The organism is Psychrobacter sp. CX97 (assembly GCF_057396285.1).
This window is the reverse complement of the sequence record NZ_JBXYJE010000019.1, coordinates 1-16,187: the sequence shown is the minus strand read 5'-3', so window position 1 is coordinate 16,187 and position 16,187 is coordinate 1. Positions and strand designations below refer to the sequence as shown.

The following is a 16,187-nucleotide window of genomic DNA, read 5'->3' as shown; positions in this document are numbered from 1 at the left end:
AATCTCATACGGCACAGATGACCTTGTCGGAGTAGAGGCTCATGCGCTTTACCAGAATTATTTTAAATCGTGCTGGAAGTTGCAATGCCATTATGTTTCAGTCTGTACCGAAGCAACAGCAATTAAACCCACGATTGTGTCTCGTTATAGTACCACAAACTTTATAATGAATGAATTAGCAACAACGCCTAGTTAATAAAATTAACCTTAACAACCTACGCTATAACTGTCCAATACCCTCAACTATTATTTTTATTAACAGGCTCTTTTTTATTAACTGTCATATCCTTATTAACTGTCATATCCATTACTCTCATGTATCAGGCTAATATATTTAAAGGTACTTTTAAATATCGTATACCATTATCTTCAGGATCTGGCATTTCTCCGGCTCGAATATTGACCTGTACTGAAGGAATAATCAGTGTCGGCATATTCAACCTTGCATCACGCTCTGTTCTCATTTTGATAAACTCTGGTTTACTAATACCGTCACGCACATGTTTATTATGTTCTTTTTGCGCAGCCACAGTAGTCACAGGACTATGAGAGCGCCCTTCGGGTGGATAATCATGGCATAAATAAACTTCTGTACTTTCTGGCAAAGACAGTAACTTTTGAATAGAGTCATAAAGAGTTGCAGCATCGCCTCCTGGAAAATCGCAACGGGCAGTACCTACATCAGGAGCAAATAGAGTATCGCCTACAAATACAGCCAGTCTTTCACTTTCTTGTAAAGTATCTGATACCGTTTCTCGGGCAATATAAGCCATATCTGCGGGTGTATGCCCTGGCACATGTTGCGCAGATATTTCAATGGTACCCAGCATAAACGTGCTACCCTCTTCGGTAAGCATATTGAATTGACTTGCATCAGTTCTAAAACTGGTGTCTAGATTAAAGATGTCCTTAAATGTTTTTTGTACCTCTGTAATATACTTACCAATAACCAACTTACCCCCAAGCTGTTTTTTGATGTACTTTGCTGACGACAGGTGATCGGCATGCGCATGGGTCTCAATGATATATTCGACCTTTAATTGATTATGGTGCACATAGCTAATTAATTTATCAGCAGCGTCTGTATTTGTTCGACCCGCTTTAAAGTCGTAATCCAATACGGGATCAATGACTGCACAAACTTTATTCACTGTATCGATTAGTACGTGCGTGTAGGTTTCAGTGTCATCGTGCAAAAAGGATTTGATTTTCATAGCGTTTATACCTTTGTAATAAGTGTCTATATTAAGCATTTTTAGCAAGCGTAGTACTAAAATTTGTATTTGTAAGTTAGAGCTATTATTACAGTAGTTTAATTTTTTGATTTAAACTTATTAAGGCACTTTTAATCCTATTCTAGCAATAGAATACATAAACAATATAAGCATTAAAAAATATTATTATATTTTATATAATATTAATACAAATAATATAACTAACTTTGATCTGGCACAATATCGTTATACGGTATAATCCTCAACATCATCAAAAACATTTGCAATACTACTTCAAAATTTTAGGAGTTTATTAAAAGAAGAAAAGGGCAGTGATGGAAAATTTAAACGAGTGGATTCTTACCCTAATGGATACGCTAGGTTATATTGGCGTGACGACAATGATGTTTTTAGAAAACGTTTTTCCACCCATACCCTCTGAGTTAATCATGCCCGCTGCAGGATTTGCTGCCGCTCAAGGCGATATGCAACTCATACTTGTCATTATCGCTGGCACTTTGGGGTCAGTAATAGGAGCCCTGCCTTTATACTATTTAGGCACACTATTTGATGAAAAACGCTTGCTGAACCTAGCAGAAAAGTACGGAAAATGGATCTTAGTGAATCCAAGTGATATCACTAATGCCAATCGTTGGTTTAATAAATATGGAAGAATGGTTATATTTTTTGGGCGTATGGTACCCGCTATCCGCTCGCTGATTTCTATTCCAGCAGGTATGAACCATATGTCTTTACTGCCTTTTCTAGTGCTGACAGCTTTAGGCTCGGCTATTTGGACCTCTCTATTAGCATATTCTGGATATATTTTGGGCGAAAATTACGACAAAGTCGAACAATATATTTCGCCAATCTCTAAATTTGTGGGTCTAATTGTATTGTTACTTAGTCTTGCATTTGTAGTAATGCGTTTAAAAACCAAGCTCTCAAAACGTACTCAGTAACGTAGCTTAGTAATCCTTAGTGAATAGGCTGGCTATAATTACGATTAATAGACGGCTGATAGCTCTTATAAAGTAAAGTCCTAAATTGACCCTGTTGAATACTTATGAATGACATCATATTAGTATGGTATAGTCGGCGAACTTATAAAGAGTTACGGTGTTAACCTCGTTAAGCCTACGCCAGTAGTACTTGCACTCGATTGCCTTGTAACTACTTTAAAGTTCTTTGACTATATTAATCATTCGCTTATTAAAAAGTAAAAAAAGCTGGCAATTGCCAGCTAATTTAATCGAACTATCAAACTCTCAAACATAAATTAAAACAAGACGCGTACGCGAATAGTCTCTTCTATGTGTTTTAGCTGCTCAAGTGCTTCGTCCGAATCACGATTATCAACATCCATCACTAAATAACCCACATCGCCTTCTGTCATTAAGCTCTGCGCTAAAATATTAATACCTGCTGACGCGAAAGAGGTGTTAATTTGCGACAATACCCCTGGAACGTTTCTATGAATATGTAAGAGACGGTGTGAATTTTCTTTTATCGGAACGCTTACTTCTGGGAAATTCACTGCCGTTGTGGTATCCCCTGCATCAGAGTACTTAACAAATTTCTCTGCTACCTCCAGACCAATATTCGCCTGCGCCTCTTGCGTTGATCCACCGATGTGCGGCGTTAGAATGACATTATCAAACTTACGAAGTGGCGACTCAAACTCTTGATCGGCTGATTTTGGCTCTTTCGGGAATACGTCCACAGCAGCGCCTAATAATTTACCTGACTCAAGGGCTGCGGCTAAATCATCAATCTCAACGCAAGTACCGCGTGCGGCATTAATGAAATAACTGCCCTCTTTCATTTGATCAAACTGCTGTTTTTTCATCATATAGCGGGTACTTGGTACATCTGGTACGTGAAGCGTTACCACATCTGCTTTATTCAATAGCTCATCTAAGCTACCCACCTGCTCAGCATTGCCTAAAGGCAGTTTGGTTAACACATCATGATAGATAACCTTCATGCCTAAGCTTTCGGCCAACACTGACAGCTGCGATCCGATGGAACCATAGCCGACAATACCCATGACTTTACCGCGCACTTCATGCGAGTTCTTAGCAGATTTTCCCCAACCACCACGATGGACAACCGCACTCTTCTCAGGAATACCTCGGTATAACATAATAGCTTCCGCCAGCACTAACTCAGCGACAGAACGAGTATTTGAATAAGGGGCATTAAATACTGGAATACCAAACTCACGTGCTGCATCTAAATCAACTTGGTTAGTACCAATACAGAAACAACCAATAGCAATTAATTTATCAGCTTGTTCAAGAATATCGCGTGTCAACTGTGTACGTGAACGAATACCGATAAAATGTGCATCTTTGATTTTTTCAGCCAGCTCTTCTGGATCTAAAGCATGTGAAAGATATTCAATGTTGGTGTAGCCTGCATTATTTAATACTTTTAAAGCATTATCGTGTACGCCTTCTAATAGTAGAAAACGAATCTTATCTTTATCAAGTGATAGTGCCATACTTATCGCCCTTAATCTGTGATGAGGATTATCAAATACAATTTTTTTAAACTGTGAAATTTCTAATAAAAAAAGTTCTATAACAAACGTCTGGACACCGTTTTAGTTATAATCCAAAATATACTTACGTCTTTATAACCAATAAACCTCGTGTCATAATGTGTCTATCTTATACCAAAAACTATAGTAATGTCAGGCTCTAAATTGAATAACTGCTTGCCAATAATGACTATAAACTTGCCATGGATTAATATTTTGACCTTTTAATACCCACAGTTTAATGGGCTAACATATTCAAAAATCAGAGACTATTATGACCACTCACAATACCACGAATAAACGCTCTCCCGCTCACGAACAAGTGCATAGTGCTGATCAATCTCATGTTGATGAGACAACGCTGAATGAATCAATCCAGACTAACCCAGAAGCTCTCAACGCTTTACTATCAAGCCTGACAAGTAACCACGATTTTGATGACAATCAAATTAAAACCGATTGTGAAAGTCTCGAGCACTGGGGTAAAGACTGGACCAAACACTTTGCTCCTGCGCCTAGTGCTATTGTTTTCCCTAAATCAACTGAGCAAGTACAAGCACTGGTAAAGTTAGCTAATTACCATAATATTGTTATAACCCCTAGTGGTGGTCGTACGGGTTTATCAGCTGGTGCAGTAGCCAGTAATGGCGAGATTGTAGTTAGCCTAGATAAAATGAACAACATTGGTCATTTTTACCCAGCCGACCGCATGGTTGAGATTGAAGCAGGCGTTATCACAGAGCAGTTGCAACAGTTTGCAGAAGATAAAGGCCTATATTATCCGGTAGATTTTGCGTCTGCAGGCTCAAGTCAAATTGGTGGCAATATTGGTACAAATGCGGGTGGTATTAAGGTTATCCGTTATGGTATGACTCGCCGTTGGATAATGGGATTAACGGTTGTCACTGGCAATGGAGACATATTAAACCTTAACCGTGGCATGACAAAAAATGCGACAGGCTATGATTTACGGCACTTATTTATCGGTGCTGAAGGGACGCTTGGTATTGTAACCAAAGCACAAATTAAACTTGAACGTGCGCCGCAAGATTTAACCGTGATGGTTTTCGGCATGGATGAATTTGATCATGTTATGAATGTGCTCTCAGCCTTCCAAGATAAAATTGACCTGACTGCTTTTGAATTTTTTGATGACGTTGCCATTGACAAGTTAATGGCAACAGGTCATGTACAAGAGCCGTTTGAAGCGCGTACTAAATATTACGCTCTACTTGAATTTGAAGCGCCGTATGAGCCTATTATGGATAAGGCAATGGCAATATTTGAGACGTGTATGGAAAATGGCTGGATAGTTGATGGTGTCATGAGTCAAAGCATTGCCCAAGCCATTGAGCTTTGGAAACTGCGTGAATATATTTCGGAAACGATTTCAGTCTTTACCCCTTATAAAAATGATGTATCAGTGCTGATCAGCTATGTACCAGAATTTATTAAAGACATTGAAGCTGTGGTAAACAGTAACTATCCTGACTTCGAGATTTGCTGGTTCGGTCATATCGGCGATGGCAACTTACATCTTAATATCCTGAAGCCTGAAAACTTATCTAAAGATGAATTTTTTGAGAAGTGTCAAAGTGTGAATGACTTTGTTTTTAGCACAGTACAAAAATATGGCGGTTCTGTGTCTGCTGAACACGGGGTGGGAATGACTAAAAAACCCTACCTATCCTACACCCGTAGCGAAACTGAGATTGAGTATCTAAAATCGATTAAAAAAGTGTTTGATCCCAACGGGATCATGAATCGAGGAAAAATATTCGACATCTGATTTGTTTTTTAAAACAACACTTATTTATAAAAATATTCGTGTAAAAAAGACGCTAACCCCTGAGGCTTAGCGTCTAGTATTAACATTTCAAAGTATTTTTTCATTATTACTGAACTATTAGCAGTTAAAGCATCGTTTAAACTTTTAATCGTATTATAAAAAAAAGTATAGCTCAATCAATGAAATGATAACCATGATTCCCAAAACACTTTGCACTAATAAAAAGGCTTGATGCGGGCCCGCAACTCTTTGAACCACCTGACCAAAAGCATTATAAGTCACACCAATATTTTTCCTGTGATCTGTCGCCTCAAAGCTCTTGACAGCATTAATAAACCGATTTAATTTTTGTGTTGACCATTGATGAGGCTGAAAAGGGAGAAACTCGAACATATGATTTGCTTGCTTCTTAGTACTCGTTGACCAAAGCCAACTTTCGCAAAAAAGCATACGCATACGCCAGTCATTAAAATATCGCGCTTCAACAGGTTTACACATAAGCACTTTAATGTCTTTGTGACGACTATCTTTAAATATACTTTTTAACAACATGAGTACATCAGATTTTCGACCTTCTATACATTGTAGAAACGCCCCTTTACCATAACTTAGAACACCAGTAATTCCGTTAGCTTTATTGCTTATAGTCGCTTTAGTAGCCAAGTCATCAAATATCGTGGGATTTAAACGGCTTTTAACCGTTAACATGCTGACATACACTACCCGTACCAATGTCTCCGCCCCTAATCCCGACAAAGAGGTAGAAACACGCTTATATGCTAGAGTTGTAGGCATTCATAGCATCCTTTAAAGTATTCCTACTTAATAGTTAAATGGTTAATATAAAATCTAGAAAGCATGGATTTTGAACATAAATTTATTATTAACTAGACTTTAGTATATGTAATTCAATGTAACACAGTCTATCAATCATTAAATATCTTGTAATATATTGTTTCTTTACTATATCCGCTAAATGGTTAATCAGTAATTTTGTAAATAATCATTTGTTTATAGTAGCATGATAATTATTGGTAATAATTTACAAATTTTCACTCTTTGCTGAAATAGGCATACTTATAATACCTCCTTAAATTTGCATTTCACTATCTTTGAAAGGCTATAGATACTGGTATAAGAGGCATAATATGAATAAAGCTGACGATTTTCATCTGAAAATTGCTGAAATTAAAAAGAAAGACTATCCACAACTAAAGTCGTTAATGGATCGTGTTTACGCTAACTTAGGTGGGGCGTGGTCAAAAACAACCATTAATACTTTAATTAATTCATTTCCAGAAGGTCAGATAGCCCTTTTTGATCATGATAAATTGATAGGTATGGTACTTACCATGCGGGTTGATTATCAGAAATTTTCAAATCCGCATACCTATGATGATTTAATTGGCCAGCGCGAAATCATCAAAGATGACCCGAATGGCGATGCCATGTATGGGCTAGATGCCCTTATTGACCCTGATTATCGTGGTTATCGACTCGGTCGTAGACTTTACGATGCCCGTAAAGAGCTGTGTCGTCAGATGAATTTTAGGGCCATTTTAGCGGGTGGGCGTATTCCAAATTATCATAACCATCAAAGCTTAACCCCTGCTGAATATATTGAAGCGGTGCAATCCCGAGAAATTCATGATTCTGCTTTGTCATTTCAGCTATCCAACGATTTTATCGTTAAGCGAATCTTAGGGGGTTACTTGCCTGATGATAAACATTCAAAAGGTTATGCGACCCTTCTTGAATGGGCTAATATTTATTATGAGCCACAAGACTACAAACCTAATACAGGTAAAACAGAGGTACGTATTGGCGGCATCCAATGGCAAATGCGAGAGGTTGGATCACCTGAAGAGTTACTCCAGCAGGTTGAATACTTTGTTGACATTATGGCAGATTACAACTCTGACTTTGCCTGCTTACCAGAGTTTTTTAATGCGCCATTAATGGGGCTGTGCGAGTCTACTGACCAACACGTGGCCATTCGCTTTTTAGCGGATTACACCGAATGGTTTAAAAACGAAATATCAAACTTAGCTGTTAGCTATAATGTCAATGTCATTACAGGGTCTATGCCATTATTTGACGATGACGAAGTTTTATATAATGTCAGTTATTTATGTCGCCGTGATGGTACTGTCGAAGAGCAACGTAAAATTCACATTACCCCGCATGAGCGAAGTGCTTGGGTCATCGAAGGTGGCGATAAAATCCAGGTATTTGATACCGATGCTGGACGTATTGGCATTCTCATTTGCTACGATATTGAATTTCCTGAGCTAGCTCGTTTGCTTGCCTTAGATGATATGGATATCTTATTTGTGCCCTTTTGGACTGACACTAAAAACGGCTATTTACGGGTGCGTCACTGTGCTCAGGCCCGTGCCATTGAAAACGAATGTTATGTGATGATTTGTGGTTCAGTCGGTAACTTACCTCAGGTTGAGAGTCTGGATATTCAATATGCACAATCAGCTGTATTCTCGCCTTCTGATTTTGCTTTTCCCCATGATGCTATTATGGCCGAAACCACCGCAAATACTGAGATGATTTTCTTCTCAGATGTAAATCTTGATTCGCTAACCCATGTACGCAACGAAGGCTCAGTCAATAACCTAAAAGACCGACGTTCAGATATTTTTACTTTAAAACGCAAAAAAAAATCTAAAGTTACGACAGATAAATAACTTTAACAACCTGTATCGGCTTTTGTAATTGGCATTGCTACTCATTAGGTCTCTTGCTTAAATGGGTAGCTTAAGGCTCTTGAGATAGTCTGATATGTGGACTACTCTATTCTATTCAGCGATTCTAAGCAGCCAATATAGTTAGGTTTATTGGCTTAGACTGCATGCTCAGCACTGCTATTAAAATCGTGTAGAACCCTGTAGATGTCAATAAACTCTATGAGCAATAGCTGTCACTCATCAGGATACAATCTAACAATAGTGCTTTAGAGTTGATCAATCATAACCCTCACAATAATAGCCAATTATAAAGAGAAGACTATAGACAATTATAAAGAGAAAGAAGATAGTAAACTTGTAGCATCTAAACTTAGGTCTGGGTCTTGGGCTGCTATCAAATATGGTGTGATGTTTATAGCGGTTTACACGGCTATTAACTGGTGGCGTCAACCTGTGATGCCTGCACAACCAGAGCTGCAATTAACTGACTATAAGGGGCAAGTAGTGGATTTAGAAATGCTTAGCCATGCGTCTCCTGTGTTGGTCTACTTCTGGGGAACATGGTGCCCTGTTTGCAAGGTTAGCTCTCCGAAGGTTGACGCCATCGCGCAGTCTAACACCTACCCAGTGGTTACCATTGCTACGCAGTCTGGTAATAATCAAGCGCTTGACACCTATATGGCAACCAATGGCTTTACTTTTATCACTATTAATGATGAAACTGGAAAGTTGTTTAGCGCTTGGAAGGGGAAAGTAACGCCTTCCTACGTGATATTAAAGGATGGCGAAATGACTCAAGGTTTAACCGGCGTTCAGCCAGAATGGTCGCTTAGGTTAAGATTATGGCTATCTTCTCTTTAATTTTAAATACATATAGTAATAGCCTATGACTCTGGCGTACGCTTTATTTATTAACCACAATAAATCCTTTAGTAAGTCAAAACAATGCGTCAATATATGTCTTGTTGAGTCTCATTATGTTTAACGCCATCTTCCAGATTTCCAAAATGAACCACACCTTTTAAAAATCTAATCGGTATGCCGCTAGATGAGATTACAAGTAGGGAGGACTTAGACTTAGATAGTGCTAATAGTACTAATAGGCATTTAACAGTATTTCACAAGGGGAAAGTTAAACAAACTTCACCACTATCACTGTCGTGTCTTGTTTGGCGTTGCTCAAATCCATGCTGACAACTATAATTTAATAGACCTAATACCATTAAACTAGATTCTAGATTCTAAATTCTAGTTTAACGGAGTATTCATTTAACCCCTACATCTCACAAACCTCGATGCACCTTCCTTTACTTTTCATTCAGCTGCATAACCTATCATAGTTTGTCATAGTGTCTTTGTCATAGCAGTTTTAGATAGTCTCCCTAGCATAGTCTACTTTCCTAAAGTAGAATAAACCCCAATATTTAGCCCCGATTCAATCAAAAATTCGTCTATACTATCCTCAATTTGCATTTCATATTGCAAACATATTACCTTTAAAAAATACCACCCTATCAAAGCTCACTATCAAAGCTCACTATCAAAGCTAAGGACATCTCATGGAGTCATGTAAAACCCCCAAAACTGCCAAAGAATCTAACGTTTTATATGAGCATGACCCAGACTTTGATAACGGTAAGTGGTTCCCAACATGGCGACCTTTTAAAGGTGATTTAGATCAACATGCCGTTGCAATCAATGAATATCTGCCTGCTTCAAAAAGTATGATTCTTGGCGTCCAACATACTTTCGCAATGTTTGGCGCCACTGTATTAGCGCCCCTTTTGATGGGTTTTGACGCTAACTTGGCCATATTAATGTCTGGCCTATGTACCATCCTGTTCTTTTTGATGACTGGGGGGCGTATGCCCAGTTATTTGGGTTCAAGCTTTGCTTTTATCGGTCCGGTAATTGCAGCAACTGCCTATGCAGGAAGTGGCCCTAATACCAACTTAAATGTTGCTCTTGGCGGGATTATGGTATGCGGTATCATATACTCGCTAGTTGGGTTATTGGTTATGAAAATTGGTACAGGCTGGATTGAGAAATTAATGCCACCTATTGTTACCGGTGCAATTGTGATGATTATTGGTTTAAATTTGGCGCCTGTGACAGTACAAGGTGTCTCGGCAAATCAGTTTGATGCTTGGATGGCAGCGTTAACAGTGGTACTGATTAGTAGCGTGGCTATTTTCACGCGCGGCATGTTACGCCGCTTATTGTTATTAGTGGGTATCATCCTGTCTTATATCATCTATTATATTGTGACGAACATATTAGGATATGGCACTCCCATCGATTTTAGCGGTGTCCAGCAAGCTGCCTGGATTGGTCTGCCTTCATTTCATACCCCTACATTTAATTTAAATGCGATTGTACTTATTGCACCTGTTGCTTTTATTTTAATTGCCGAAAATTTAGGCCACTTTAAAGCCGTTGAGGGAATGACTAAATCCAACGTAACCCCTTATATTGGCCGAGGGTTTTTTGCCGATGGTTTAGCAACTACATTTTCCGCAGGGTTTGGTGGCACTGGTGTCACTACTTATGCAGAGAACATTGGCGTTATGGCAGTTACTAAAGTTTATAGCACTACTATCTTTGTTATGGCGGGTATTGTCGCAGTAGTTTTAGGATTATCGCCAAAGTTTGGCGCTATTATTCAAAGCATCCCACCTGCCCTACTTGGTGGTGCCTCCATTGTAGTATTTGGTTTAATTGCCGTGGCTGGAATTAAAATCTGGATAGATAACAACATAGATTTTAGTAAAAACAGTAATCTTATTGTCGCAGCAGTGACTGTCATTATGGGTGCGGGTAACTTTAGCTTGCATATTGGGAGCTTCGATTTGGGTGGAATCGGTACCGCCACTTTAGCGGCCATAGTTTTAAACGCACTTTTTAATCGTGAACTTAAGGGTAAATGGGTAGTAACCTAAAAAGTAGTAAGTAGTAAAATAGAAAATGCGCTAAACTTTAAAGTAGTCATGCGCTGTAAGGTAAAAAAGACTTAAAACAGGCTTGCCTTCAGACCATAAACACAAAAGAAAAAGCACCTTGTATAATGACACTGGACTTCTGCTCTTTTACAATCTATCGTTTATAGCATGCAAACTACTTACCCCGATAAAATCTAGCAAAGAAGCGATATCGCCTAAGCTTAGCCGTTTTATTGAAGGGTCTGGGCTTTAAAGAGCCCAAATAAATGGCAAACATAGTTAATGCAGCTCCCGCCCACTGTAGACCATTGATTGGCTTGTCTAACCAAAAGTAATCAATCACTAACGCGGCAACTGGTTCACTTAATAATAGTAATCCGGTCAAAGCTAAAGACAGCTTTGGGATAGAATAAGCAATCAGTCCCCAAGCCAAACATTGCATGACAGTACCATACACCACAATCCACCCCAACTCGCTTAAAGTGTTGGGTAATATATTCCCGCTATCAAACATTAGCATTGGAAGCAGCATAGCTAAGCTACCCCCAATGCTGATTCGCTGCATGAGAATAAAAATAGGTGTAGGGGCTGCTTGATGGGTTAAACGGATAAAGGTCATTGAGGCGGCCAACATACTGGCCGAAACAATGCCAGTAACAAACCCATAAGCGGCATGGTCGTTATTCGCAAACTCAGGGCTGGCAATGCACACCACTCCCAAAAGTGCCAGCACCAAACTTATGAGCTGCAAAATAGTTTGCCGCTCTCTAAATATCAAAAAACCCATAGCGGCTAAAAAGAAAATCTGTAGGCTATTCAATAACGTTGAAATTCCGGGGCCCACAGCATAGATACTTTCATGCCATAGCGCCAAATCTATGCCCAAAAAAGCCCCAGATAACAATGCAAAAAACAAGGCTTTTTTGGCATCTATTGACGTCTTTGCTTCAGGCATTTTTTGTTTGAATATAGCGGCCAATGCAGTAAACACAATGCCTGATATAGCCAGCCGCCAAAAGGACATAGCATAGCCGCCAACCTCTACATGCGCGACAATAAGACTTCCTAGTCCAAAAATAATGCAACCAATAATCAGACCAATAGGCGCCCATTTATTATTGGTACTGTCTTGTACACTACTTAATTTATCAGTCATAAACTACCTTTAGAAACCCTTTAATGGGTATTATCTGAGCGCATAATTGAATGTTTAGTCAGCTTATTTATGTTAATCCACTACCTAGGTAATTCATAACCACTCTATTCAATGTCACTGTATTCAATGCTACTGGATTCAATGCTATTAGCTTATCCAATTCACTCAGCTCAAATGGTTATTTAGCCAAAAAATCAATAAATGCTAGAGTGTGTTCTCATTTGGCTTATGAATACAGGTTCTTAGATAAATTATTGTCAAACACAAGTAATTTCCAACAAAATACTGGCATATTAGTTAGAATATTAGGCACAGTTTGATGGAAATTTAACCGTTTTAGACCTATAAAATGCAAATTATTGTAAATGAGAACAAGCCCTAATCTTATAGTCTTAGCATTTTATTTAGTATGCATAATTTTTCATCTCATAAATAAATAACGCTCGGTAAAGTTAAATAGTTCGTGTATTATTTAAATGAAATCAAACAGTAACCTGTAAAGCAGGGTTAATATTAAAAAGTTTTATGATAAATAGGGATAGCATATGTTATTGGAAAACGATGTTTTACGTGCACGAGTTAGATTATTAGGATCTTTTTTAGGAGAAGCAATTTCTCGTCAAGCTGGAGAAGATACTTTACGTACTATTGAAACGTTGCGCAAAGGCTTTATTCAAGAGCGTCGAGAACCCAATCCTGCACATAAGCAAGAGCTTATCAAACTTATTGCCTCACTTGATAATAAAACTTTAAAAAACGTCATTCGTGCTTTTTCAATTTACTTCTTTTTAGCCAATCTAACCGAAGAAAATTATTTGCGTGAACGTCGCCGTATGGTTCGCGAACAGTCAAAGCAATTTTGGAAAGGATCTTTCCGGCATACACTTCTAGAATGCCGCGAGCGTAATGTTGCGCCAAATCAAATAAAAGAGCTTATTGACCAACTTAAGTTTATTCCCGTATTTACTGCGCACCCTACAGAAGCACGCAGACGAACTACGATGAATATTTTGCAAACCTTGTATGACTATAGTGACGCATTAAACGAGCTCCCTGAAGGGAGCCTAGCTTATGAGCAAGCCAAGCAAAAAACCAAACAAACCATTGACTTATTATGGTCGTCCGACGAGGTGCGCACACGTAAACCCTTAGTTTATGATGAAATTAACAATGGTTTACACTACTTCAATGCAAGCTTATTTAATGCGATTCCAAAAGTGTATCGCAATATAAAAAATGCGATTAATGATGTCTATCCAGAATTAGCAGATTATCCACTTCCTGCTTTTGTTAGCTTCGGCTCTTGGATTGGTGGCGATAGAGATGGCAACCCATTTGTCACTCACGAAACCACTGAGATGGCAGTATTAATGCACGCTGAAACAGTATTGCGCCATTATCAGGTGCTGATTAAGAAGTTACGCCGAGAGCTCATTCATAGCGATACGATTGTCCATATTGGTGCTGAGGTGTATGAAAAAATAGAAGAATATAGCGATCTTGATAAAAAAGTATTTTATTACAACTCTGATGATTATAAGAATGAGCCTTATCGAAGATTACTTTCTATTATTCTTGCAAAAATAAAAGCAACCAATCGTCTTATTCAAAGTATGGGAGAAGATACTGAAGCGGCTAAAGATGCTTATACCTCACCGCAAAAATTATTAGATGACCTACGTATCATTCGTCAAAGCGTTGCAACTCATGACAGCGCCCATGCCGAGGGTCTACTCCTTGATACCGTTCGTTTGGTTAAAACATGCGGATTCCATTTAGCCGCTCTTGATATTCGTCAGGACTCAGGTTATCACGGCGACGTCATTGCTGAAATTTTTGCCAGCGCCCCTAACCTACCTGACTATAAAGCGCTTAATGAAACGGAACGTCAAGAATGGCTAACTCGGCTGTTAGAAAAGCCAGGCGCGCCACTAATTTATACCGATGAATTTAGTAGCCAAGCACGTGAGCAATTGGCTCTAATGAATACAGTAGCTAAGCTGCGTAAACTGGTGGGAGAAGATACGTTTGGTAGTTACGTTATTTCAATGACCAATAACGCCAGCCAACTTCTAGAAGTATTATTGCTAATGCGCTTTGCTGGATTATCAGCCATTAGTGAAAAGGGCTATTTAACATCAGCCCTTCCAGTTGCCCCTTTATTTGAAACTATTGAAGACCTCAAGAACATCGATAAAATTTTACCTATGGTTTTAGATAATCCGCTGTATCGTGGCTTACTTGAGCATTCAGGTAATATTCAAGAAATTATGCTTGGTTATTCTGACTCTTCGAAAGATGGTGGCATCATTACCTCAGCTTGGCAGCTATATAGTGCTCAGCAAACCATCACTAATATTGCAGAAGAATATGGCATCAAGACGCGTCTATTCCATGGCCGTGGTGGTTCCGTCAGTCGTGGCGGTGGCTCAACTCACCAAGCTATTGCAGCACAGCCCGCTGGTACTTTAGATGGTCAAATCAAGTTTACCGAACAAGGTGAGGTGTTGTACGCAAAATATGCCAATCCAGATACTGCTGTATTTGAATTAACAATGGGAATTACAGGGGCACTCAAAGCCAGCTCTTCAAGGTTTGTTGAGCAACCCACCGAGTTGCCAGAATATGAAAAGGTATTTGCTCGTTTAGCCGAGGCAGGCGAGCAGCAGTATCGTCAACTTACGGATAGTACCGAAGGGTTTTATCAATTTTATTCCGAAGCCACGCCTGTAAAAGAAATCTCGCTACTTAATATTGGTTCACGCCCTTCACATCGTAAAAAAGGTTTACCTAGCAAGTCAACGATTCGCGCTATTCCATGGGTGTTTGGTTGGTCATTGGCCCGCTTTACTCTACCTGCTTGGTATGGGGTAGGCAGTGCCCTAAAAAGTGTAGAAGCTAATGAGCCTTTGATGAAAGAGATGAACGATAAATGGCCATTTTTCAAATCTTTTATTAGTAATATTGAAATGTCTTTTACAAAGTCGGAGATGAATATCGCTCAAGCCTACAGTCAGCTCTGTAAGGATGAAACCTTGCGAGAAAATATCATGAGTGCTGTCATTAAAGAACATGAGTTGACTTATGCTGGTCTAAACTCATTACTTGAGCAAGAGTCCCTACTTTCTAGCCAGGAAGAGCTTGCTGCCTCATTACAATGGCGTAATGCATATTTAGACCCAATTAATTATATCCAAATTGAGCTATTAAAGCGCATGCGCGCTGATAACGACATGAAAACGGTTAATCATGATGATATTGACGTTGCTGATCCACTCATTCGTAGCATTAATGCCCTTGCGGCAGGGTTACGAAACACGGGTTAGCAGTCATACAATGTTGTTATCTTTACATGTTTACTGAGCTATTAATGGCATTTTCCATTGCCTTTAATAGCTTTATAAATTGCCCTTAATAGCTTAATAAAAAGTTGATTGTCATAAGCCATTAATATTTAAATAAGTTTAATTTGAAGGAAGACTCTGCCTGTTTTAAACCAACCACATCTTTTTTAGTAGGCATGTTGGCTGGGTCTGTTGAACATTCTGACGGTTAAAGATTATTATTCTGAATGCGTTAGCATTAATAAAATCAGATTTATAATCTAAAAGAGTTAAAATGGTTACAAAGTGACCGATGGTACGTAACTATTTTTGAATTTTTTCGACTATATAACATTATAACTTTAAACCTCTTTCACTATAAAAAAGCCCATTACTGAACTGACCCCCAAAAGTTGGACGGTTTAAGTCTATCTCAAGGACTGAATTCTGTACTTCACAGGACTCAGTCCTTTAAGTTTAAGCTGAATACGCTCATGATTGTAATAATGAATGTACTCATGA

Annotated in this window: 11 protein-coding genes; 6 read left to right on the top strand and 5 right to left on the bottom strand. The window is 38.8% G+C overall.

Translation table 11 applies throughout. The annotated features are described in order from the left end of the window. Positions 1–320 precede the first annotated feature (320 nt). On the bottom strand, positions 321–1,214 hold the full coding sequence (locus tag AC2SLL_RS11760) for an MBL fold metallo-hydrolase (protein WP_486531876.1): 894 nt from the start codon (positions 1,212–1,214) through the stop codon (positions 321–323). A 335-nt stretch (positions 1,215–1,549) separates the two neighbouring features. Here AC2SLL_RS11760 and AC2SLL_RS11755 point away from each other — a divergent pair, with 335 nt between their 5' ends. Next, positions 1,550–2,176, top strand: a complete 627-nt coding sequence (locus tag AC2SLL_RS11755) for a DedA family protein (protein WP_486531875.1) — start codon at positions 1,550–1,552, stop codon at positions 2,174–2,176. A gap of 317 nt (positions 2,177–2,493) precedes the next feature. Here AC2SLL_RS11755 and serA read toward each other — a convergent pair whose 3' ends face one another. Beyond that, positions 2,494–3,726 (bottom strand): phosphoglycerate dehydrogenase, encoded by a 1,233-nt coding sequence (gene serA / locus AC2SLL_RS11750; protein WP_486531889.1) that lies wholly within the window; start codon positions 3,724–3,726, stop codon positions 2,494–2,496. 394 nt (positions 3,727–4,120) lie between these two features. Here serA and AC2SLL_RS11745 point away from each other — a divergent pair, with 394 nt between their 5' ends. After that, the gene (locus tag AC2SLL_RS11745) at positions 4,121–5,548 is read left to right on the top strand and encodes an FAD-binding oxidoreductase (RefSeq protein ID WP_486531888.1); all 1,428 of its coding nucleotides are present in this window, start codon (positions 4,121–4,123) and stop codon (positions 5,546–5,548) included. Between the two features lie 153 nt (positions 5,549–5,701). Here AC2SLL_RS11745 and AC2SLL_RS11740 read toward each other — a convergent pair whose 3' ends face one another. Next, the gene (locus AC2SLL_RS11740) at positions 5,702–6,343 is read right to left on the bottom strand and encodes a BLUF domain-containing protein (protein ID WP_486531874.1); all 642 of its coding nucleotides are present in this window, start codon (positions 6,341–6,343) and stop codon (positions 5,702–5,704) included. A 353-nt stretch (positions 6,344–6,696) separates the two neighbouring features. Here AC2SLL_RS11740 and AC2SLL_RS11735 point away from each other — a divergent pair, with 353 nt between their 5' ends. The 3 genes from AC2SLL_RS11735 (at position 6,697) to AC2SLL_RS11725 (ending at position 11,186) form a co-directional block, all read left to right on the top strand. Continuing rightward, positions 6,697–8,247 carry a GNAT family N-acetyltransferase gene (locus tag AC2SLL_RS11735; RefSeq protein ID WP_486531873.1) on the top strand — a complete coding sequence of 517 codons (1,551 nt, stop codon included), beginning with the start codon at positions 6,697–6,699 and terminating at the stop codon, positions 8,245–8,247. Between the two features lie 456 nt (positions 8,248–8,703). Next, positions 8,704–9,108, top strand: a complete 405-nt coding sequence (locus AC2SLL_RS11730; RefSeq protein ID WP_486531887.1) for a redoxin family protein — start codon at positions 8,704–8,706, stop codon at positions 9,106–9,108. 698 nt (positions 9,109–9,806) lie between these two features. Beyond that, positions 9,807–11,186, top strand: coding sequence for a solute carrier family 23 protein (locus AC2SLL_RS11725; RefSeq protein WP_486531872.1), 1,380 nt, complete (start codon positions 9,807–9,809; stop codon positions 11,184–11,186). A 175-nt stretch (positions 11,187–11,361) separates the two neighbouring features. Here the strand turns inward: AC2SLL_RS11725 and AC2SLL_RS11720 are convergent, their stop codons facing one another. After that, positions 11,362–12,342: a DMT family transporter gene (locus tag AC2SLL_RS11720; RefSeq protein ID WP_486531871.1), complete on the bottom strand. Its 981-nt coding sequence runs from the start codon at positions 12,340–12,342 to the stop codon at positions 11,362–11,364. Positions 12,343–12,887: 545 nt separating this feature from the next. Between AC2SLL_RS11720 and ppc the strand changes: the two genes are divergently transcribed. Further along, the gene (ppc, locus tag AC2SLL_RS11715) at positions 12,888–15,668 is read left to right on the top strand and encodes a phosphoenolpyruvate carboxylase (RefSeq protein WP_486531870.1); all 2,781 of its coding nucleotides are present in this window, start codon (positions 12,888–12,890) and stop codon (positions 15,666–15,668) included. A 425-nt stretch (positions 15,669–16,093) separates the two neighbouring features. On the opposite strand, the gene AC2SLL_RS11710 is transcribed toward ppc, so the two are convergent. Further along, a partial coding sequence (locus tag AC2SLL_RS11710; protein WP_486531810.1) for an IS3 family transposase occupies positions 16,094–16,187 on the bottom strand: 94 nt, incomplete at its 5' end.